The sequence below is a fragment of the Cupriavidus sp. CER-90 genome (genome assembly GCF_057652055.1).
In genome coordinates this window covers 356,311-377,394 of the sequence record NZ_JBYGYM010000002.1, presented here as the reverse complement: position 1 = coordinate 377,394, position 21,084 = coordinate 356,311, and the positions used below count along the sequence as shown (strand labels likewise).

22 protein-coding genes and 1 tRNA gene are annotated in these 21,084 nt (G+C 64.3%); 17 read left to right on the top strand and 6 right to left on the bottom strand.

Going from position 1 to position 21,084, the window contains the following annotated elements:
• Window positions 1-38: 38 nt before the first annotated feature.
• From AC24R4_RS12250 to AC24R4_RS12230, 5 genes are all read right to left on the bottom strand, one after another.
• Window positions 39-1,037 (bottom strand): esterase/lipase family protein, encoded by a 999-nt coding sequence (locus AC24R4_RS12250; RefSeq protein ID WP_487523183.1) that lies wholly within the window; start codon window positions 1,035-1,037, stop codon window positions 39-41.
• The gene (locus tag AC24R4_RS12245; RefSeq protein ID WP_487523182.1) at window positions 1,034-1,573 is read right to left on the bottom strand and encodes an RDD family protein; all 540 of its coding nucleotides are present in this window, start codon (window positions 1,571-1,573) and stop codon (window positions 1,034-1,036) included. The genes AC24R4_RS12250 and AC24R4_RS12245 overlap by 4 nt, the downstream gene beginning before the upstream one ends.
• 168 nt (window positions 1,574-1,741) lie before the next feature.
• Window positions 1,742-2,539, bottom strand: coding sequence for a DUF3106 domain-containing protein (locus AC24R4_RS12240; RefSeq protein ID WP_487523181.1), 798 nt, complete (start codon window positions 2,537-2,539; stop codon window positions 1,742-1,744).
• A gap of 1 nt (window position 2,540) precedes the next feature.
• Window positions 2,541-2,984 (bottom strand): DUF3619 family protein, encoded by a 444-nt coding sequence (locus tag AC24R4_RS12235; RefSeq protein ID WP_400393464.1) that lies wholly within the window; start codon window positions 2,982-2,984, stop codon window positions 2,541-2,543.
• The gene (locus AC24R4_RS12230; RefSeq protein ID WP_153947577.1) at window positions 2,981-3,547 is read right to left on the bottom strand and encodes an RNA polymerase sigma factor; all 567 of its coding nucleotides are present in this window, start codon (window positions 3,545-3,547) and stop codon (window positions 2,981-2,983) included. The genes AC24R4_RS12235 and AC24R4_RS12230 overlap by 4 nt, the downstream gene beginning before the upstream one ends.
• A 386-nt stretch (window positions 3,548-3,933) precedes the next feature.
• On the opposite strand from AC24R4_RS12230, the gene AC24R4_RS12225 reads away from it, so the two are divergent.
• From AC24R4_RS12225 to AC24R4_RS12195, 7 genes are all read left to right on the top strand, one after another.
• A complete protein-coding gene (locus AC24R4_RS12225) occupies window positions 3,934-5,697 on the top strand; it encodes an acetolactate synthase 3 catalytic subunit (protein ID WP_400393466.1) in 1,764 nt (587 codons plus the stop codon).
• Complete coding sequence (gene ilvN / locus AC24R4_RS12220; protein ID WP_008643328.1) at window positions 5,697-6,188, top strand: acetolactate synthase small subunit; 492 nt, start codon at window positions 5,697-5,699, stop codon at window positions 6,186-6,188. The genes AC24R4_RS12225 and ilvN overlap by 1 nt, the downstream gene beginning before the upstream one ends.
• Before the next feature lie 129 nt (window positions 6,189-6,317).
• The gene (gene ilvC / locus AC24R4_RS12215; RefSeq protein ID WP_029050863.1) at window positions 6,318-7,334 is read left to right on the top strand and encodes a ketol-acid reductoisomerase; all 1,017 of its coding nucleotides are present in this window, start codon (window positions 6,318-6,320) and stop codon (window positions 7,332-7,334) included.
• Window positions 7,335-7,611: 277 nt separating this feature from the next.
• A complete protein-coding gene (locus tag AC24R4_RS12210; RefSeq protein WP_066738990.1) occupies window positions 7,612-8,265 on the top strand; it encodes a phosphatidylserine decarboxylase in 654 nt (217 codons plus the stop codon).
• 31 nt (window positions 8,266-8,296) lie between these two features.
• Window positions 8,297-9,199, top strand: coding sequence for a CDP-diacylglycerol--serine O-phosphatidyltransferase (pssA, locus tag AC24R4_RS12205; RefSeq protein ID WP_400393469.1), 903 nt, complete (start codon window positions 8,297-8,299; stop codon window positions 9,197-9,199).
• Between the two features lie 71 nt (window positions 9,200-9,270).
• Window positions 9,271-9,774, top strand: a complete 504-nt coding sequence (gene lysM / locus AC24R4_RS12200; protein ID WP_400393471.1) for a peptidoglycan-binding protein LysM — start codon at window positions 9,271-9,273, stop codon at window positions 9,772-9,774.
• A 288-nt stretch (window positions 9,775-10,062) separates the two neighbouring features.
• Window positions 10,063-11,604, top strand: coding sequence for a 2-isopropylmalate synthase (locus AC24R4_RS12195; protein WP_400393473.1), 1,542 nt, complete (start codon window positions 10,063-10,065; stop codon window positions 11,602-11,604).
• A gap of 118 nt (window positions 11,605-11,722) precedes the next feature.
• Here the strand turns inward: AC24R4_RS12195 and AC24R4_RS12190 are convergent, their stop codons facing one another.
• A complete protein-coding gene (locus AC24R4_RS12190; protein ID WP_487523180.1) occupies window positions 11,723-12,262 on the bottom strand; it encodes a hypothetical protein in 540 nt (179 codons plus the stop codon).
• 126 nt (window positions 12,263-12,388) lie between these two features.
• Here AC24R4_RS12190 and AC24R4_RS12185 point away from each other — a divergent pair, with 126 nt between their 5' ends.
• The 10 genes from AC24R4_RS12185 (at window position 12,389) to AC24R4_RS12140 (ending at window position 21,077) form a co-directional block, all read left to right on the top strand.
• Window positions 12,389-13,657: a branched-chain amino acid ABC transporter substrate-binding protein gene (locus AC24R4_RS12185; RefSeq protein WP_487523179.1), complete on the top strand. Its 1,269-nt coding sequence runs from the start codon at window positions 12,389-12,391 to the stop codon at window positions 13,655-13,657.
• Window positions 13,658-13,823: 166 nt separating this feature from the next.
• The gene (gene rpsO, locus AC24R4_RS12180; protein ID WP_153947581.1) at window positions 13,824-14,087 is read left to right on the top strand and encodes a 30S ribosomal protein S15; all 264 of its coding nucleotides are present in this window, start codon (window positions 13,824-13,826) and stop codon (window positions 14,085-14,087) included.
• A gap of 444 nt (window positions 14,088-14,531) precedes the next feature.
• Complete coding sequence (pnp, locus tag AC24R4_RS12175) at window positions 14,532-16,700, top strand: polyribonucleotide nucleotidyltransferase (protein ID WP_153947582.1); 2,169 nt, start codon at window positions 14,532-14,534, stop codon at window positions 16,698-16,700.
• Window positions 16,701-16,857: 157 nt separating this feature from the next.
• A complete protein-coding gene (locus AC24R4_RS12170) occupies window positions 16,858-17,862 on the top strand; it encodes an NAD(P)H-quinone oxidoreductase (RefSeq protein WP_400394886.1) in 1,005 nt (334 codons plus the stop codon).
• A 143-nt stretch (window positions 17,863-18,005) separates the two neighbouring features.
• On the top strand, window positions 18,006-18,743 hold the full coding sequence (tpiA, locus tag AC24R4_RS12165; RefSeq protein WP_283780788.1) for a triose-phosphate isomerase: 738 nt from the start codon (window positions 18,006-18,008) through the stop codon (window positions 18,741-18,743).
• A 50-nt stretch (window positions 18,744-18,793) separates the two neighbouring features.
• Entirely contained in the window at window positions 18,794-19,162 is a 369-nt protein-coding gene (secG, locus tag AC24R4_RS12160) for a preprotein translocase subunit SecG (RefSeq protein ID WP_153947584.1), read from the top strand.
• Between the two features lie 209 nt (window positions 19,163-19,371).
• A tRNA-Leu gene (locus tag AC24R4_RS12155) sits at window positions 19,372-19,456 on the top strand.
• Between the two features lie 171 nt (window positions 19,457-19,627).
• Window positions 19,628-19,987: an NADH-quinone oxidoreductase subunit A gene (locus tag AC24R4_RS12150; protein ID WP_029050851.1), complete on the top strand. Its 360-nt coding sequence runs from the start codon at window positions 19,628-19,630 to the stop codon at window positions 19,985-19,987.
• Window positions 19,988-19,993: 6 nt separating this feature from the next.
• Window positions 19,994-20,476, top strand: a complete 483-nt coding sequence (locus tag AC24R4_RS12145) for a NuoB/complex I 20 kDa subunit family protein (RefSeq protein WP_008643342.1) — start codon at window positions 19,994-19,996, stop codon at window positions 20,474-20,476.
• 1 nt (window position 20,477) lies between these two features.
• Window positions 20,478-21,077: an NADH-quinone oxidoreductase subunit C gene (locus tag AC24R4_RS12140; RefSeq protein ID WP_400391136.1), complete on the top strand. Its 600-nt coding sequence runs from the start codon at window positions 20,478-20,480 to the stop codon at window positions 21,075-21,077.
• Window positions 21,078-21,084: the final 7 nt, after the last annotated feature.

Genomic DNA, 21,084 nt, shown 5'->3' with positions numbered 1-21,084 from the left:
GTCACATGAAGGTTGCCGGCCGTGGCGCGCCGCGATGGCTAGTGGGGCGTGACGATGGCGGGGCAGGCGGGCTGCCGCTGGAGCATGGCCAGCGCCGTGAGCGTGGCCTGCACGGCACGCGGGTCGCGCAGCAGCGACACATGGCCGATGCCGTCGAGCGCCAGATGCTGTGCGCCGTCCAGCCATGACGTGCCCGGCGGGCCGGCGATGGAGTCATGCCAGCTGAAGACCGATACGATGCGCGCGCGCATCGGCGGGGTCTCGGCGGCGGCCAGCGCGGCAAGCCACGGGCTCTGCCATCGCATCTGCCGGGCATTGCGTCCACTGCCGAAGCGCGCCAGCGCGCAGCCCTGATGCGGGCTGCCCAGCGTAACGATGCCCGCGCAGGGGGTGTCGCCAGCCTGCGTAGCCAGCGCCTGCGCGGCGCGCGCGGCCAGTCCGCCCATGCTGTGACACACCAGTAGCGGGGCCTGACCCGTACGCGATTGCATCTCGCGCATGCGCGCCAGCAGTTGGGGGGCGTAGTCGTCGATGTCGCCAAGCACCGGCGTCAGGTCGATGGCTTCGCAGCGGTAGCCGGCGGCGGCCAACGCCGGCGCCATGTCGAGCCAGACCGCGTGGTTGCAGCCGTAGCCGTGTACCAGCAGTACGGGAGGGGCGTCGGGCAGGGGACGCGTGGGCTGGGCAAGGCTCAGCCGTGATCGGAACGGTTGCAGCCAGTTGAACATCCGAAAGACGGCGCGGCATTCGGCCAGAAAGCAGCGCAGTGCTGCGCCGGCGTCAAGACGTTGCCGGGCTGGCGCTTGATCGGGAAGCGGCGGCCGGTTCCGGCGCGGGATTCCCAGGCCGCCAAGCGTGGCGCCGAACGCCATGGCGACGCTGGCGCCGAAGGTCAGCAGCACAATGGCCAGGCCTGCGGCCAGTGCCGGCATCCATGCCCAACCGTGGCCCAGTGCCAGCCAGGCCGCCAATCCGCCCGCCGCCGCCGTCTGTACCAGCACGGCGACGCGACGCAGGGCGGCGGCCGTCAGGCTCATGGCTGCTGCGGGCGCAGGTCGGTCAGGCGGGTGCCGGCCAGCCGGTCATGCAGGAACTGGCGGCGCGGATCGAGCCATGCCAGCGACATCCAGATCAGCAGTCCGACCGTCAACACGCCGATAAACGGCCACAGCGTGAGGCCCATCGCGTGCCCGACGGCGGCCGCGGGCGGCAGCCACAGCCAGGCCAGCACGTAGCGCAGCAGCGCCTTGGGCCAGCCCGGCGGCTGGCCGGCGGTCGTCTCCAGGCGGATACGCCAGGTCTGCATCGCCAGCGTCTGGCCGTTGCGCTGCCAGAACCACGAGAAATAGACGCCAAGCACGATGAACATCCATACCTGATCCACGTACACGTGGGGGAGCCCGAGCTGCTGGATCAGCGGACGAGCCAGGACCGAGACGGCGCTGGCGAGCATCAGCACGCCAAACAGCAGTACGCCTTCATAGAGCATGCAAAGCAGGCGACGGCCCAGCGTGGGGGCGCGCGGCGGCGTGGCGGGAGTCTGGGCGGAGGCGGCTGGCGTAGCGGCAGGCATGGCGCGTGGCGGATCGGGGGAAGCGGCCATTATGCCAAACGGCGCACAGGGGGCCATTGCCGGAATTCCGGGGATGCGGGGGCGCGGTGGACCGCTGACGTTCCGGTGGGGCAATCTGGCAATGCTGCCGAAGATCGGGAGGCAGAGGTGGCGCTGCCGAAGGGGATGTTACGGACGCGTTTCGGTCTGGTTGAAGTCAGTGGCCGCTTCGCCCGTCACCGGCGGCGACAGCGTCGGCGCCTGGGCGGGCGAGGCCGGCATTGCCGCAGCCGGCGCGGCCGGCGCAGGTGCCGGGGCCACCGGGGCGGTCGCGGCCGCGCTACCCGCCAAGGCCGGCGCCCCGGGCGCGGAGGCCGGCGAGGCCTCCGGCGCACTGGCCGGGCGGCCCTGATGGTGGAGCTGCCGGCTCGTATCGGCCGGCGGGCGCTTGCCCGACGGCAGCGCGCTGACGGCACCCGGACGGCGCGGTACCTTTTCGGCGGCGGCCAGTTTCTTCTTCTGCTCTTCCGGCAGTTGCTGGTAGCGATCCCACGCTTCCGCCTTCTTTTCCGGCGGCAACTGGCGCGTGATCTGGTAGTTCTCGCGGGCCAGACGGCGTTGCTGCGGCGTCATTTTGACCCACTCGGCCATCCGCTCCTGCAGGCGCTGCTGCTCCTCGGGCTTGAGCGTGGGGTACAGGTCGGCAATGCGCTGCCACTTGCGGCGGTTCAGTTCCGGGATGGTGTCCCAGAGCGGCTGCAGCGGCGCCAGAATCTGACGATGCGGCGCAGACAGTTCCTGCCAGGTGGGATGGGCGTTGATGACCGGCCGCGCTGCCGGCTGGCTGGCCGACTGCGCTTGCTGGCCTTGGGCGTGCGCCTCTTCCGTCACGAAATCGATGGAAAGTGCAGCCAGGGTTGCGCCGGCGGCGCAAAGCGCGGCAAGCCGGCGACGGAATGCGTCGGTACGGGAAGGTGCGCAGGCCATCTTATTGGTCGCGGTCCCGCTTCAGGAACACGTGAAAGCCCTGGTCGGCATAGGCCGTCGGGGGCAGGTCGTCGAGCAGCATCGCGGCATCGACATCGGCCAGTTCCTCGACGCGCTTCTGCTGCTGCCAGTGGTAGATGCCCATCAGGCCGGCACCCAGCGCGACCAGCGTCCACACCAGTGCGAGCTTGCGCAGCCACGCACCGGCACGGTGCAGCGGGGTGTCGTCCTCGTCGTCGAAGGCGTAGCCGTGCGGTGCATTGGGCAGCACGAGCTGCGGCACGTGAGCACGCACTTCCGCCTTCTTCGCGGCCAGCGCCAGGCGCCGCGCGGCGGCCAGCCGTTCGGAAATGTCCCGCGGCAGCGCCTCCGCGGAGGCATCGAGTGCCACCCGGATCTCATGGGCGAAGCGCCGTTCCTGGATATCTCGTTCGTTTCTGCTCATAGTCGGACTCCCCGCGCACGCAACGCTTGCGCCAGCGTGTGCGTGGCGCGGGAACAGTGCGTCTTGACGCTGCCTTCCGAACAGCCCATCACGGCTGCGGTTTCGGCTACGTCCATATCCTCCCAGTAACGCATCAGGAAAGCCTCGCGTTGACGCGTGGGCAATCGCTGGATTTCCTGCTCGATGATATGCATGACCTGGGCCCGCTCGACCTTGTCGGCGCTGCTTTCGGCCATCTCCGTGCCGCTTTCGGCTTCCAGGGTGTCCAGCAGGTCGCTGTCGTCGCCTTCACGGTCGTCGCGCAGGTTGGAGAACAGGGTAACCCAGGTGTTCCGCACCTTCTGGCGCCGGAACCAGTCGTGAATGGTGTTCTGCAGGATGCGCTGGAACAGGGGCGGCAGTTCGTTCGGCCCCTTGTCGCCGTACTTTTCCGCCAGCTTGATCATGGCGTCCTGCACGATGTCCAGCGCAGCTTCGTCGTCACGCACGGCGAACACGGCCTGTTTGAAGGCGCGGCGTTCGACGCTGGCGAGAAAGTCTGAGAGTTCCTTGTCGGTGGCCATGCAGGCGAAAACAGCAGTTGGGCGGTCAGGCCAGGCCGAATGTGCCGGACTCGTCCTGTGGCACCCCGGAAATGTCTGCGATCCTAACAAAAAACACCTGCCCTCTGCCACTCCTGTATTCAAGTGCAGACATGCTCGCTTGACTGCGCAACGCCCGATCCTCGGCTGGATGACCTGGAGCGGGGCGGCCGTGCAAAAAGTTCCGTCGATTCATTTACCGCGCTGGTGCATTGCAGTATCATCGACGGTTCACGACATCAGTGGTTGTCTCATCAGACCGCTTATAAGGCGGTCTCTTCATGCAGACGCGCACCGCTTGAACCCGAGCCACAAGCCCGGCAGAGAGCATCCAAACAATTTTTTGCCGAAAATTGCAAAGGACAGAAATGAACATGCCCAGCGCGGAATTCTCCCACGCAGACAGCAATTCATCCTCCGGTCGGGAAATGATCGGAGCGGAAATCCTCGTCAACGCACTTGCCGAAGAAGGCGTCGAATACGTCTGGGGCTATCCCGGCGGCGCAGTGCTCTATATCTACGACGAGCTCCACAAGCAAACGAAATTCGAACATATCCTGGTGCGCCACGAACAGGCCGCCGTGCATGCCGCTGACGGCTATGCCCGCGCGACCGGCAAGGTGGGCGTGGCACTGGTGACTTCGGGCCCGGGCGTGACCAACGCCGTGACCGGCATCGCCACCGCCTACCTGGATTCGATCCCGATGGTGGTGATCACCGGCAACGTGCCGACCCACGCCATTGGCCAGGATGCGTTCCAGGAATGCGACACCGTCGGCATCACGCGCCCGATCGTCAAGCACAACTTCCTCGTGAAGGACGTGCGCGACCTGGCCGCGACGATCAAGAAGGCGTTCTTCATTGCCGCCACCGGCCGTCCCGGCCCCGTGGTGGTCGACATCCCGAAGGACGTGTCGCGCAACGCCTGCAAGTTCGAGTACCCGAAGGCCGTCGACATGCGGTCGTACAACCCGGTGAACAAGGGTCACTCGGGCCAGATCCGCAAGGCCGTGGCGCTGCTGCAGGCCGCGGAGCGTCCGTATATCTATTCGGGCGGCGGCGTGGTACTGGCCAACGCCAGCGACGAGCTGCGCGAGCTGGCCGCGCTGACCGGCCATCCGGTGACCAACACGCTGATGGGCCTGGGTGCATTCCCCGGCACGCATAAGCAGTTCGTCGGCATGCTCGGCATGCACGGCACGTATGAAGCCAACATGGCCATGCAGAACTGCGACGTGCTGATCGCCATCGGCGCCCGGTTCGACGACCGGGTGATCGGCAATCCGTCGCACTTCACGGCGCAGGCGCGCAAGATCATCCATATCGACATCGACCCGTCGTCGATCTCGAAGCGCGTCAAGGTGGATATCCCCATCGTCGGCAACGTCAAGGACGTGCTGCAGGAACTGATCGCCCAGATCAAGGCCAGCGACGTCAAGCCCAAGCGCGAGGCGCTGGCGAAGTGGTGGGACCAGATCGAGCAATGGCGTTCGGTGGACTGCCTCAAGTACGACCGCAGTTCCGAGATCATCAAGCCGCAGTACGTGGTGGAAAAGATCTGGGAACTGACCAAGGGCGACGCGTTCATCTGCTCCGACGTGGGTCAGCACCAGATGTGGGCCGCGCAGTTCTACAAGTTCGACGAACCGCGCCGCTGGATCAACTCGGGCGGCCTGGGCACGATGGGCGTGGGCCTGCCGTACGCGATGGGCATCAAGAAGGCGTTCCCGGACAAGGAAGTCGTCACCATCACGGGTGAAGGCTCGATCCAGATGTGTATCCAGGAACTGTCGACCTGCCTGCAGTACGACACCCCGGTCAAGATCTGTTCGCTGAACAACGGCTACCTGGGCATGGTGCGCCAGTGGCAGGAAATCGAATACGACAACCGGTATTCGCATTCCTACATGCAGGCACTGCCCGACTTCGTGAAGCTGGCCGAATCGTATGGCCACGTGGGCATGCGCATCGAGAAGTCTTCCGATGTCGAGCCGGCCCTGCGCGAGGCATTCTGCCTGAAGGACCGTACCGTGTTCCTGGACTTCCAGACCGACCCCACTGAAAACGTGTGGCCGATGGTCCAGGCCGGCAAGGGGATCTCCGAAATGCTGCTCGGCGCGGAGGACCTGTAATGCGTCACATCATCTCGGTCCTGCTGGAAAACGAACCCGGCGCGCTGTCGCGCGTGGTGGGCCTGTTCTCGGCCCGTGGATACAACATCGAGACGCTGACGGTGGCTCCCACCGAAGATGCGTCGCTGTCGCGGATGACCATCGTCACCACCGGCTCGGACGACGTGATCGAACAGATCACCAAGCACCTGAACCGCCTGGTGGAGGTGGTCAAGGTGGTGGACCTGACCGAAGGCGCGCATATCGAGCGCGAGCTGATGCTGGTCAAGGTCCGTGCCGTGGGCAAGGAGCGCGAGGAAATGAAGCGCACCGCCGACATCTTCCGTGGCCGCATTATCGATGTGACCGAAAAGACGTACACCATCGAGCTGACCGGCAACGGCGGCAAGCTGGATGCGTTCCTCGATGCCATCGACCGCACCGCGATCCTGGAAACCGTCCGTACGGGCGGCTCCGGCATCGGCCGTGGCGAGCGCATCCTGAAGGTCTGACCGGCGCCCCCGGCAACAGAGCACGGCCACAAGCCGACACGCAGTATCCCGAAGCGGCGCGACGACCCCAACAGTCAGGTGTTGCGCCGCCACCCCAATACGAAGATTTGAGAAATTGAAGGAAATATCATGAAAGTGTTTTACGACAAGGACGCCGACCTCTCCCTCATCAAGGGCAAGAATGTCACCATCATCGGCTACGGCTCGCAAGGCCACGCCCACGCGCTGAACCTGAAGGAATCGGGCGTGAACGTGACGGTCGGTCTGCGCAAGAGCGGCGCGTCGTGGAACAAGGCCGTCAACGCCGGCCTGACGGTCAAGGAAGTGGCCGAAGCCGTGAAGGGCGCCGACGTGGTCATGATCCTGCTGCCGGACGAGCAGATCGCCGACGTGTACAAGAACGAAGTGCACGCCAACATCAAGGAAGGCGCCGCACTGGCCTTCGCCCACGGCTTCAACGTGCACTACGGTGCCGTGATTCCGCGTGCCGACCTGGACGTGATCATGATCGCCCCGAAGGCGCCGGGCCACACGGTGCGTTCGACGTACTCGCAAGGTGGCGGCGTGCCGCACCTGATCGCCGTGCACCAGAACAAGTCCGGCGCCGCCCGTGACATCGCGCTGTCGTACGCCACCGCCAACGGCGGCGGCCGTGCCGGCATCATAGAGACGAACTTCCGCGAAGAAACCGAAACCGACCTGTTCGGCGAGCAGGCCGTGCTGTGCGGCGGTACCGTCGAGCTGATCAAGGCCGGCTTCGAGACGCTGGTGGAAGCCGGCTACGCGCCGGAAATGGCCTACTTCGAGTGCCTGCACGAGCTGAAGCTGATCGTCGACCTGATCTATGAAGGCGGTATCGCCAACATGAACTACTCGATCTCGAACAACGCCGAATATGGCGAGTACGTCACTGGCCCGCGCGTCGTGACGGAAGAGACGAAGAAGGCCATGAAGCAGTGCCTGACCGACATCCAGACCGGCGAATACGCCAAGAGCTTCCTGCTGGAAAACAAGGCAGGCGCCCCGACGCTGATCTCGCGCCGCCGCCTGACGGCCGAGCACCAGATCGAGGAAGTGGGTGCGAAGCTGCGCGCGATGATGCCGTGGATCGCCAAGAACAAGCTGGTCGACCAGTCGAAGAACTAAGCAGTACGGGCAGAAGCGGGCACCGGGCCGATGCGGCCAGGTGCCTCGCCAGTGCCGCAGCCGCCCAGTCGGCCGCCGGTCTTTTGTGATTGCACAAGACATTTCGGCGGTGACTGGGCGGCTTTTTGTTATCCTTGTCGGACTTTTTCAGGCACCGGCCTGAATTTTTTCTTATCTCTCGCGCCGACATATCCTGAAGGCATGCCACGCGGTACGCTGCGGGCTGGCTTTTCGACAGGATGTGCACCGTCTGTGCGAACAACAGAACAACGCTTGCATGAACTATCCTCATCCGCTTATCGCCCGTGAAGGCTGGCCGTTCCTGGCCGGCGCTTTCATCATCTCGCTGCTGGTGCATGTCAGCGCGGGCTTCTGGTGGGCGTTGCCGTTGTGGATCATCACGATCTTCGTGCTGCAGTTCTTCCGCGACCCGCCGCGGCCGATTCCGTCGGCCCCCAATGCCATCCTGGCGCCGGCCGATGGCCGCATCGTCGTGGTAGAAAAGACCCAGGACCCGTATGCCGGCCGCGAGGCGCTGAAGATCAGCGTGTTCATGAACGTGTTCAACGTGCATTCGAACCGCGCTTCGCTGGATGGCAAGGTCGAGAAGCTCGAGTATTTCCCGGGCAAGTTCGTCAATGCCGATCTGGACAAGGCATCGCTGGAAAACGAGCGCAACGCGGTGGTGATCCGTCGCGCGGCGGACGGCCAGCTGGTCACGCTGGTGCAGGTGGCCGGCCTGGTGGCTCGCCGCATCCTGTGCTACACGCGGGTCGGCGACACGCTGTCGCGCGGCCAGCGTTACGGCTTCATCCGTTTTGGCTCGCGTGTCGACGTGTATCTGCCCGTCGATGCCCGCCCGCGCGTGACGATCGGCGAGAAGGTGTCGGCCTCGTCCACCGTGCTCGCCGAGCTGGACGTCCAGGCCTGAGGCCGGACCGGTCCGCGACAGGAGACCTGGCATGGGTGCCTTCAACCGACGCAACAAGCGCGTGAGCAATGGCAACGTGACGCATCTGCGTCCGTTCCGCCATAACCAGCTGCGCAACGACGCCGCCTACGAGGCCGACGAGCACGACATCGAGTACGTGCGTCCGCGCCGGCGCGGCATCTACCTGCTGCCCAACGCGTTCACCACGGCGGCGCTGTTCGCGGGGTTCTTCGCGATCGTGCAGGCCATGAACATGCGCTTCGACGTGGCGGCCATCGCCATCTTCGCGGCCATGGTGCTCGATGGCATGGACGGCCGCGTCGCGCGCATCACCAATACGCAGAGCGCGTTTGGCGAACAGTACGATTCGCTGTCGGACATGACGTCGTTCGGCGTGGCGCCGGCGCTGGTGATGTACGAGTGGATCTTGCACGACCTGGGCAAGTGGGGCTGGATTGCAGCCTTTGTCTATTGCACCTGTGCCGCGCTGCGGCTGGCGCGTTTCAACGCCAATATCGGCGTGGTGGACAAACGCTTCTTCCAGGGTTTGCCGAGCCCGGCCGCGGCCGCGCTGGTGGCCGGCTTTGTCTGGCTGGCCATCGACAACAAGCTGCCCGTGAAGGAACTGTGGATGCCGTGGGTTGCCTTTGCGATCACGCTCTATGCGGGCCTGTCGATGGTGTCGAACGCGCCGTTCTACAGCGGCAAGGCGCTCGACGTGCGCTACCGCGTGCCGTTCGGCATGATGGTGCTGGTGCTGGTGCTGTTCGTCATCGTGTCGTCCGACCCGCCGGTTGCACTGTTTGGCCTGTTCGTGGCCTATGCGATCTCGGGCTACCTGCTATGGGCCTGGCGTGCGGTGCATGGCCAGCCGGGCGGGGTGGCCAAGGCGCGTGCCGGCGGCAACGGCAACGGCGCGGGCAGCGGCAACTGACCGGATTTTGAAGAAAAGGGCGCTCATCGGGCGCCCTTTGTTTTTCCGTTCCACAACCTCAGGAGAATGTCATGGGCATGTTCGACTTCATCAAGGAAGCGGGAGAGAAACTGTTCGGCAAGGGCGAGGCGAAGGCGGCACAGGAGGCCGCCGCGGCCGATCCGTCCGCAAGCGACAAGGCCGAGGCGGCCAACCGCGCGGCCGGCGACGCCATCGAGGCCTATATCGCCCAGATGGGACTGTCCGCCACGGGCCTGACCGTGACCGTGGACGGATCGCAGGGCAAGGTCACCGTATTCGGTGTGGCGCCCGACCAGGCCACGCGCGAGAAGATCATCCTGTGCTGCGGCAATGTGGAGGGGGTCGATTCGGTCGAGGACAAGATGTCGGTCAACGTGGAGAGCGACGAGTCGCAGTGGCACACCGTGGTGAAGGGCGACACGCTCTGGGCGATTTCCCAGGCCGCGTACGGCAATGGCGCCGAATACAACAAGATCTTCGAGGCCAACAAGCCGATGCTGACGCACCCGGACAAGATCTACCCGGGGCAAAAACTGCGCATTCCTCCGAAATAACCCGGTTGCGCCGCCGCAGCAAACCAGCTATAGTCGCCGACATGATTTCGCACCAGACCCAGATCGCCCGCACCACCCTAGGTGGCCTACTAGGCCATCAGGTCGGGACGCGCGCGCGCTAAGGGACTCGGTTACCTCCCCCTGGCGCGGAAATCACCAGGATTTTTGAAAACGCCCCGGCCTGCATTCATGCACGCCGGGGCGTTTTGCATTCCGATACGAATGCCCGGTGTCGCGATTGCGGGACGGCGGACCAGTACATAAGGCACAGCCCAGGAGCTCCACAAAATGTCTGACAAACTCATCATTTTCGACACCACCTTGCGCGATGGCGAGCAGTCGCCCGGTGCGTCCATGACCCGCGAGGAGAAGATCCGCATTGCGCGTCAGCTGGAGCGTCTGAAGGTCGATGTGATCGAGGCCGGTTTTGCGGCCAGCTCCAATGGCGATTTCGAAGCGATCCGCTCGATTGCCCAGGTTGTTAAGGATTCGACGATCTGCTCGCTGGCCCGCGCCAACGACAAGGACATCGCGCGTGCCGCCGAGGCCCTGAAGCCGGCCAACTCGTTCCGTATCCACACGTTCATCGCCACGTCCGCGCTGCATATGGAGAAGAAGCTCCGCATGACGCCGGACCAGGTCTACGAGCAGGCCCGCCTGGCCGTGCGCTTTGCGCGTCAGTTCACGGACGATATCGAGTTCTCGCCCGAAGACGGCAGCCGTTCTGACATGGACTTCCTGTGCCGCGTGCTCGAAGGCGTGATTGCCGAGGGCGCAACCACGATCAACCTGCCGGATACCGTGGGCTATGCCGTGCCGGAAGGCTATGCGGAGCTGATCCGTTCGGTGCGCGAGCGGATTCCGAATTCGGACAAGGCGGTCTGGTCGGTGCATTGCCATAACGACCTGGGCATGGCCGTGGCCAATTCGCTGGCGGCGGTGAAGCTGGGCGGCGCGCGCCAGATCGAGTGCACGATCAACGGTCTGGGCGAGCGCGCCGGCAACACGAGCCTGGAAGAAGTGGTGATGGCCGTGAAGACGCGCCGCGACTACTTCAATATGGACGTTGGCATCGATACCACGCAGATCGTGCCGGCCTCCAAGCTCGTGTCGCAAGTCACCGGATTCGTGGTGCAGCCGAACAAGGCCGTGGTGGGCGCCAATGCGTTTGCCCACGCCTCGGGCATCCACCAGGATGGCGTGCTCAAGGCGCGCGACACCTACGAGATCATGCGCGCGGAAGATGTGGGCTGGACCGCCAACAAGATCGTGCTGGGCAAGCTCTCGGGCCGCAATGCATTCAAGCAGCGCCTGCAGGAACTGGGCATCGAGCTCGAAAGCGAAGCCGAAGTCAACGCCGCGTTCACCCGCTTCAAGGAACTGGCCGACCAGAAGGCCGAGATCTTCGACGAAGACATCCTGGCGATCGTTTCCGACGAAGAGCAGGAAAACGCCAACGAGCACTATCGCTTCGTGTCGCTGTCGCAACGCTCGGAAACCGGCGAGCGTCCGCACGCCCGCGTGGTGTTCAACATCGATGGCGCCGAGCAGGCTGGCGAGGCCGAAGGCAATGGTCCGGTGGATGCGACGCTGCACGCCATCGAAGGGCGCGTGAACAGCGGTGCCGAACTGGTGCTGTATTCGGTGAACGCCATCACGGCCGGTACGCAGGCCCAGGGCGAAGTGACCGTGCGCCTGTCCAAGGCCGGCCGCATCGTCAACGGCGTGGGTACCGATCCGGATATCGTCGCCGCATCGGCCAAGGCCTACCTGGCTGCACTGAACAAGCTGCACGACAAGGCCGTGCAGAAGATCAATCCGCAGATCTGACCTTTATCTGACCTGATGCCTGCGATGCGACGGCGGGGCTCACAAGGCCCCGGCTGTCATGAACCGCCCGCCCCGACGCGTATCCCGCAGGGCCGGGCGGTTTGTCGTTTGTGCGCGCTCAGCGCGGGTCCGGGCGGTCGCGCAGCGGATCGGGGGTGATCAGCGTGCGGCGCAGCACGCCCGCATCGTCGAACATGAAGTTGAACATCGAGTACCACTGGTCTTCATGCAGGAAGCGGTAGCTCCACGCTTCCTGTTTCAGGCGCGGGTAGTACTCGATCGGCTCGCGCGGGGCACCGAAATGTTCCAGCACATCCTTCTTGGTCCACTGGTCGACCTTGGCCTTGTAGAGTTCGGTCGTGGTCAGCATCTGCCGGAAATTGGTCAGCTTGCCGTCGCGATCGAAATCCGCCGCATAGGAATATTCGCCAAGCGGTTGTTTCGAGTAGAACCAGCGGGTGGTGCCGTCGTCGAGCCGGTACACATCGGTGGGTTGGCCGAAGGTTGCCGCCACCGCGCTTTGCGGTTGGCCTACGAGCTTCAGGCCGGTGTTGACGGGGGCCAGCGCGGGCCCGAGGCTGCTGCAGCCGGCCAGGGCCCCGGCAGCCAGTGTCGCGGCGGCGATCCAGTGCCGGGCGACTGTCGGAAATGTCGTCATGTTCAGTGATTTGCAGCAAAAAGTGCACGAGTCGTAGTGTAGCGGGCCCGGGCGCAATGTGTGTACCATCGCGGCTTTTGCGCAGAGAAGGGAAGTCGAATGGGCGGAATCCGAACAAGCGGGCGCATGGCCCGGCTGCGGGCGTGGCTGGCCGCGACGCTGTGCTGCGTGGCGACGGCCGCGGCGGCACAGCAGCCGGCAGGCGCGCCGATCCGGCTCGGGATGATCGACGGGTTGTCCGGCCCCTTCGCCAACGCAGGCGAGGCCGTGGTGCGCAACCTGCGGATCGCGATCGATCGCATCAATGCCCGGGGTGGAGTGAAGCTGCCCGATGGCACCCATCCGATGGAACTGGTGACGTTCGACAGCAAGGGCAATGTCGACGAGAGCCTGATCCAGTTCCGCAGCCTGGTCGACAAACGCATTCCGTTCGTCCTGCAGGGCAACAGTTCGGCCGTGGCCAGCGCGCTGGTGGCGGCGATTAATCGCCAGAACCAGCGCCAGCCCGATGCGCGCGTGCTGTTCCTGAACTATTCGGCGGTGGACCCGACGCTGACCAACGAGAATTGCAGTTTCTGGCATTTTCGCTTCGACGCCAGTGCCGACATGCGCATGCAGGCGCTGACCGAGGCCATCCGCAGCGAACACGCGGTGCGCAAGGTCTACCTGATCGACCAGGATTACAGCTTCGGGCACCAGGTGGCCCGGTCCGCGCGCGAAATGCTGGCGGCCAAGCGGCCCGATATCCAGGTGGTGGGCGACGAATTCCATCCCATCGGCAAGATCAAGGACTTCGCGCCGTATATCGCCAAGATCAAGGCCAGTGGTGCTGACGCCGTGATTACCGGCAACTGGGGCAACGACCTGACGCTGATGGTCAAGGCCGCGCGCGAGGGCGGCCTCAACGCGCGCTTCTACACGTTCTACGGCAACGGCCTGGGCGCGCCCGCTGCCATGGGCGATGCCGGCGTGGGCCGGGTGCTGGCCGTGGCGGAATGGCATCCAAACGTGGGCGGCGCGGCGTCCGACGCGTTCTACCAGGCGTTCCGCACCCGCTATCCCGATCCGCGCGACGACTACGTGCATCTGCGCATGCAGATGATGGTCGAAATGCTGGCCCGCGCGATCGAGCAGGCTGGCAGCACCGACGCCGTGGCGGTGGCCTACGCGCTCGAGAACATGCGTTTCACGAACGGTTTCCACGAGGCCACGGTGCGGGCGGACGACCACCAGGTGCTGCAGCCGCTCTATGTCTCGATGATGGCCAGGCAGGGCGGCGAGGTGCGTTTCGACAACGAGGGTTCGGGCTACGGCTTCCGGACCGTCAAGAAGCTCAAGACGGCCCAGACCACGCTGCCCACCACGTGCCGGATGGAGCGCCCGGCGCGAAATTGAGCCAATGCCGGGGGCGGGCTTCGCCGCCGGACGGAATTCGGCTATAATCCGCGGCTGTCGTCCGCAAGTCATCTGGCTGCGGACGGCGGATGCCGAGTCAAAAAGCAAGGCACGACGCAGGCGGCGCATCCCGTGCTGCAGCGTTCGCAAGTGAAAGGAAAACATCATGGCAATTGCCAACAAGTCCGAAGTCATCCAGAAGTTCGCCCGCGGCGCCAACGACACGGGTAGCCCCGAAGTCCAGGTCGCACTGCTGACCACCCGCATCAACGAACTGACCCCGCACTTCAAGGCCAACATGAAGGATCACCACAGCCGCCGCGGTCTGCTGCGCATGGTGAGCCGTCGTCGTCGCCTGCTGGACTACCTCAAGTCCAACGACGCTGACCGTTACCGCGCCCTGATCGAAGCCCTGGGCCTGCGCAAGTAAGGTCTGCGGATGGCAGCACGGATCCTGCAAGCGTTGTTCAAGCACGATTTCACGTGAGGCCACGATGCCTGCGCCAGCACTGCTGGGGCAGGCATTTTGCTTTTCTGCACCGGTGGTTTTTGGCCGGGCAGTGATGGATGTGATGTTTATTTCACACTAAACGCGGGCGAATTTGCCCGTACGCCGTTGCGCCACGCCGTGCGACGGAGTAAGTTACCTCGCTCTTTCTGACACCGGAACTGGCCAAGGAAACGGGGTTTTGTGTCATTCCATCGCGTATCGCATCGTCCTCATGTGGGCCCGACGGTGGCGCGATGGAATGGCATAGCACTTCCCTGAGACTGCGGACCGGGCAAATTTCCGGCAGTCCGCCTGCCGCTGCGAGCGCAGGCGTCGGCCCGCCGTATCTGTTTACGGCAGGCAAGCATGAATCAAGGAACGCTCATGACCATGTTCAACAAGATCGTCAAGGAATTCCAGTGGGGCCAGCACACGGTCCGCATGGAAACCGGCGAAATCGCCCGTCAGGCCTCGGGTGCCGTGATCGTCGACGTGGAAGACACCGTGGTGCTGGCCACCGTGGTGGCAGCCAAGAGCCCGAAGGCGGGCCAGGACTTCTTCCCGCTGACCGTCGACTACATCGAAAAGACCTACGCCGCCGGCAAGATCCCGGGTGGCTTCTTCAAGCGTGAAGGCCGTCCGTCGGAAAACGAGACGCTGACCTCGCGCCTGATCGATCGTCCGCTGCGCCCGCTGTTCCCGGAAGGTTTCTACAACGACGTGCAGGTGGTTATCCACGTGCTGTCGATCAACCCGGAAGTGCCGGCCGACATCCCGGCCCTGATCGCCTCGTCGGCCGCGCTGGCCGTGTCGGGCATCCCGTTCAGCGGCCCGGTGGGCGCCGCCCGCGTTGGCTACAAGGACGGCCAGTACCTGCTGAACCCGAACCGTTCGCAGATCGCCGCGTCGGAACTGGACCTCGTCGTCGCCGGTACCGAGCGTGCCGTGCTGATGGTGGAATCGGAAGCCAACCAGCTGTCGGAAGACGTGATGCTGGGCGCCGTGGTGTATGGCCACGAGCAGATGCAGACCGCCATCAACGCGATCCACGAACTGGTCCGTGAAGGCGGCAAGCCGGAATGGGACTGGGCGCCTGCCGCCAAGAACGAGGCACTGATCGCCAAGGTCAGCGAGATCGGCCTGCCGCTGCTGCAGCAAGCCTACCAACTGCGCCAGAAGTCGGCACGCAGCACCAAGCTCAAGGAAATCTACGCAACCGTGCAGGCCCAGCTGGCCGAAGCCGGCGTGGAAGCCGACAAGGTGGAAGTGGGCAACGTCCTGTTCGACCTGGAAGCCAAGATCGTGCGTGGCCAGATCCTGGCCGGCGAGCCGCGTATCGACGGCCGCGACACGCGCACCGTGCGCCCGATCGAGATCCGTTCGTCGGTGCTGCCGCGCGCCCACGGTTCGTCGCTGTTCACGCGTGGCGAAACGCAGGCACTGGCAGTGGCCACGCTGGGCACCAAGAGCGACGAGCAGATCATCGACGCGCTGGCCGGCGAGTACCGCGACCGCTTCATGCTCCACTACAACATGCCTCCGTTCGCCACCGGCGAAACGGGCCGCGTGGGCAGCCCGAAGCGCCGTGAAATCGGCCACGGCCGTCTGGCCAAGCGCGCACTGATCCCGGTGCTGCCGAAGGAAGACGAGTTCGCCTACACGATCCGCCTGGTTTCGGAAATCACCGAATCCAATGGCTCGTCGTCGATGGCATCGGTGTGCGGCGGCTGCCTGGCACTGATGGACGCCGGCGTCCCGGTGAAGGCGCACGTGGCCGGCGTGGCCATGGGCCTGATCCTGGAAGGCAACAAGTTTGCCGTGCTGACCGACATCCTGGGCGACGAAGATCACCTGGGCGACATGGACTTCAAGGTGGCGGGTACCGACACGGGTATCACGGCACTGCAGATGGACATCAAGGTGCAGGGCATCACCAAGGAAATCATGCAGGTGGCACTGGCGCAAGCCCGTGAAGGCCGTATGCACATCCTGGGCAAGATGCAGGAAGCGATGGGCCACGCCCGCACCGAGCTGTCGGAGCACGCGCCGCGCATGATCACGATGAAGATCCATCCGGACAAGATTCGTGAAGTGATCGGCAAGGGCGGTTCGACCATCCAGGCGCTGACCAAGGAAACGGGCACGACCATCGACATCCAGGAAGACGGCACGATCACGATCGCCTCGACCTCGACCGATGGCATGGCCGAAGCCAAGCGCCGCATCGAAGGCATCACCGCCGAAGCCGAAGTGGGCAAGATCTACGCCGGTACCGTGCTGAAGCTGCTGGACTTCGGTGCCATCGTGAACATCCTGCCGGGCAAGGACGGTCTGCTGCATATCTCCGAGATCGTCAACGAGCGCGTGAAGGACATCAAGGACTGGCTGAAGGAAGGCCAGCAGGTGCGCGTGAAGCTGATCCAGGCGGACGAGAAGGGTCGTCTGCGTCTGTCGCTGAAGGCTGCACTGGCCGAAGAGGGCGGCAGCATCAGCCCGATCGCCCCGCAAGGCGATGCGCCGGCGGCACCGACCTCGCCGGAACAGCAGCAGTAAGCTGAACGGCAGGCAGTACCGATAGCAGTACCTGTCAAAGCGGCTGGCGATGTCCAGCCGCTTTTTTGTTTACACTGCCGGTCAGTCTTTTACCTGCGTTGGGCGCGCGCATGCTTGCCGCGCGCCATGCGACTTTCGACATTGATGAGGAGCGGTCATGAAAGCCATCGAAATCCGTGAATACGGCGGCCCTGAAGTCCTGCAGGAAACGCAGCGTCCCGAGCCGGAGCCGAAGGCCGGAGAGATCCTGATCCGCGTGGCGGCAGCGGGCATCAATCGCCCCGATGTGTTCCAGCGTACCGGCAACTATCCGGTGCCGCCGGGGGCCTCCGATCTGCCGGGCCTGGAGGTGGCCGGCGTGGTGGTAGGCGGCGATCTGTCGAATCCGGCAAACCGTTTTGGCCTGAAAGCGGGTGACCGGGTTTGCGCGCTGGTGCAGGGCGGCGGCTACGCCGAGCTTTGCACGGCACCGATCGAGCAATGCCTGCCGGTGCCCGAGGGCCTCAGCGATATCGAGGCTGCGGCACTGCCGGAAACGTTCTTCACCGTGTGGAGCAACGTGTTTGATCGTGGCCAACTGGGCAAGGGCCCGCGCGGGGCGGCGGAGACGCTGCTGATCCAGGGCGGGTCGAGCGGCATCGGTACCACGGCCATCCAGATCGCCAAGGCGATGGGCTTCAAGGTGTTCGTGACGGCGGGCAGCGACGACAAGTGCAAGGCCTGCGAGGCGTTGGGCGCCGATCGTGCGATCAACTACAAGACGCAGGACTTCGCGGCCGAGGTCAAGGCTTTGACCGAAGGCAAGGGCGTCGATGTGATTCTCGACATGGTGGCCGGTTCGTACCTGGCCCGGGAACTGTCGTGCATCGCTGACGACGGGCGCATCGTCATCATTGCGCTGCTGGGCGGCGGCAAGGCCGAGATTCCGCTGGGCGATATCCTGCGTCGGCGCATCACCGTGACAGGTTCGACGCTGCGTCCGCGTCCGGCATCGTTCAAGGGCGCGATTGCGCAGGCCCTGCACCAGAACGTCTGGCCGCTGCTGGCTTCGGGCAAGATCAAGCCCGTGATCTACAAGGTCTTCCCTGCCGCGCAGGCCGCCGATGCCCATCGCCTGATGGAATCGAGCGAGCACACCGGCAAGATCGTGCTGACCTGGTAAGTGGCTCCGCTGGCCCACAATTGCACCATCGCTGTCGCAATTGTGGGCCGACGACCACTGGCTGTCCGCAATTGGCCGCCATGCGCTGGCGGCCCCCCGTTGACCACGCTACAATAGCCGGTTTGATTTGAGAGGGGACCCTTGTGAGACAAAAGCTGGTCATCGGCAACTGGAAGATGCACGGCAGCCTCGCCGCCAATGCGGCCCTGCTGGAAGGCATCAAGGCAGCGCCGGCCAAGGCAAAACTGGCCGTCTGCGCACCGTTCCCCTATCTTGCCCAGTGCCAGTCGCTGCTCACCGGTACCCAGGTGTCGTGGGGCGCCCAGGACACGTCCGCAGAAGTCCGCGGCGCCTTCACGGGCGAAGTTGCGGCGCCGATGCTGGCCGAGTTCGGCTGTACTTATGTGCTGGTGGGTCACTCCGAGCGCCGCACGTACCACGGTGAATCCGACGCGACGGTGGCTGCCAAGGCACTGCGCGCCCTGGAATCGGGCCTGGTCCCGGTCGTTTGCGTCGGCGAAACGCTCGCCGAGCGCGAGGCGGGCCAGACCGAGGCGGTGGTGGGCCGTCAGCTGCAGGCCGTGCTCGATGCATTGTCTATCGATCAATTGAATCGCATTGTCCTGGCCTATGAGCCCGTCTGGGCCATTGGCACCGGAAAGACGGCCACCAGCGAGCAGGCGCAGGCCGTCCATGCCGCACTGCGCGCGCAGGTCGCCGGCAAGGACGCGGGCGTGGGCGAGCGTATCGCCATCCTGTACGGCGGCAGCGTGAAGCCGGACAATGCGGCGGAACTGTTTTCCATGTCCGATATCGACGGGGGCCTGATTGGCGGCGCCTCGCTGAAGGCGGATGATTTCCTCGCGATCGGCAACGCCTGAATGCCGGATGCGACTGTCTGATCAGGCAAGTACGAAACGAATTTAACCAAATGGCAATTTTCAAGACTCTGTTGGTCGTCGTGCAGGTTCTGTCCGCGCTGGGCGTGATCGGTCTGGTCCTGCTGCAGCACGGCAAGGGCGCCGACGTCGGCGCGGCGTTCGGCTCTGGCGCATCGGGCAGCCTGTTCGGTGCATCGGGCTCGGCAAACTTCCTGTCGCGCACCACGGCCGTTCTGGCGGCGCTGTTCTTCGCTTGCACGCTGGGCCTGACGCTGCTGGGCAACTACAAGCCGCAGGCTTCGCTGGGCGTGATGGGTGCAAGCCAGCAGCCCCAGGCTACCCAGGCTTCGGCACCGTCCGCATCGGCGCCGGCAGCGGCTGCCGCATCGGCACCGGCCGGGCCCGCAGTGCCGAAGTAAGCGTCGGCATTGACGCAATAATCGAACAGTGTGTTCAAGGATTCCTGATTTAATTTGTGATTGTGCATTGAACAAATCAGGGATCATGAGTTAGAATGCAAGGCTTGAAACGATTCCCCAGCGCGGGGCGAAAGCCAGAGGACAGACTCTTCTGACAACGCTTCGTAGGGTGTAAAAACCCGGCGCAAGGCAATATTGTTTCTCCCCCAGCCGACGTGGTGAAATTGGTAGACACGCTATCTTGAGGGGGTAGTGGCGAAAGCTGTGCGAGTTCGAGTCTCGCCGTCGGCACCAAACAATTGATCGGAAGTCAATGTCGCATCCGTGTCATGCACGGATCGCACCATTGACTCTCCGGCAGTCCGCAAGGCGGCGCCGTGCTAAGACGGGATGGCGCCTGGGGTGGGCAACAGGTCGCCGCTAGCTGGTGCTGTTGACAACATTCCAGATAAGGCTGGCCGTACCTTGACACTCGAAGCCTACTTCCCCGTCCTCGTCTTCATCCTCTTTGGCATCGTGCTCGGTGTAGCGCTGATGTCCATTGGTCGGATTCTCGGTCCCAACAATCCTGACGCAGCGAAGCTGTCGCCGTACGAGTGCGGCTTCGAGGCATTCGAGGATGCGCGCATGAAGTTCGACGTGCGCTACTACCTCATCGCCATCCTCTTTATCCTGTTCGATCTCGAAACTGCCTTCCTGTTTCCCTGGGGCGTTGCCCTCAAGGACATCGGTTGGCCGGGATTCATCGCCATGGGCGTGTTTCTGCTGGAATTCATCGTGGGCTTCGTCTACATCTGGAAAAAGGGCGCGCTCGATTGGGAGTGATGTGAAATGGCAATCGAAGGCGTTCTCAACGAAGGCTTTGTCACGACGACCGCTGACAAGCTGATCAACTGGACCCGTACGGGTTCCCTGTGGCCCATGACGTTCGGTCTGGCCTGCTGTGCAGTGGAAATGATGCACGCCGGCGCCGCTCGCTACGACATGGACCGTTTCGGCGTGATCTTCCGCCCGTCGCCGCGTCAGTCCGACGTGATGATCGTGGCAGGCACGCTCTGCAACAAGATGGCCCCCGCGCTGCGCAAGGTCTACGACCAGATGGCAGAACCGCGCTGGGTGATCTCGATGGGCTCGTGCGCCAATGGCGGCGGCTACTACCACTACTCGTATTCGGTGGTGCGTGGCTGCGATCGCATCGTGCCGGTCGACATCTATGTTCCGGGCTGCCCGCCGACCGCGGAGGCGCTGATCTACGGCGTGATCCAGCTCCAGAACAAGATCAAGCGTACCAACACCATTGCGCGCAAGGGCTGACATGGCGAACCTCGATACCCTCAAGGCCGCCCTCGAGAAAGTTCTGGGCAAGCGCGTGCAGAACCTGACCGAGGCCATCGGCGAACTGACGCTGATCGTCAAGGCTGCCGACTACCTCGACGTGGCACGCCTGCTGCGTGACGACCCGTCGCTGCACTTCGAACAGGCGATCGACCTCTGCGGCGTCGACTATTCCGACTACGCCGAAGGCACCTGGGACGGCCCGCGCTTCGCGGCTGTCACGCATCTGCTGTCGCTCAAGCACAACTGGCGTCTGCGCCTGCGCGTGTTCGCGCCGGACGACGACATGCCCGTGGTGCCGTCGCTGATCGACGTGTGGAATTCGGTGAACTGGTTCGAGCGCGAAGCGTTCGACTTCTACGGCATCGTGTTCGAAGGCCACCCGGACCTGCGCCGTCTGCTGACGGACTACGGTTTCGTGGGCCATCCGTTCCGCAAGGACTTCCCGGTCTCGGGCTACGTGGAAATGCGTTACGACCCCGAGCAGAAGCGGGTCATCTACCAGCCGGTGACGATCGAGCCGCGCGAAATCACGCCGCGCGTGATTCGCGAGGAAAACTACGGCGGCACGAAGCACTGAGAACGGC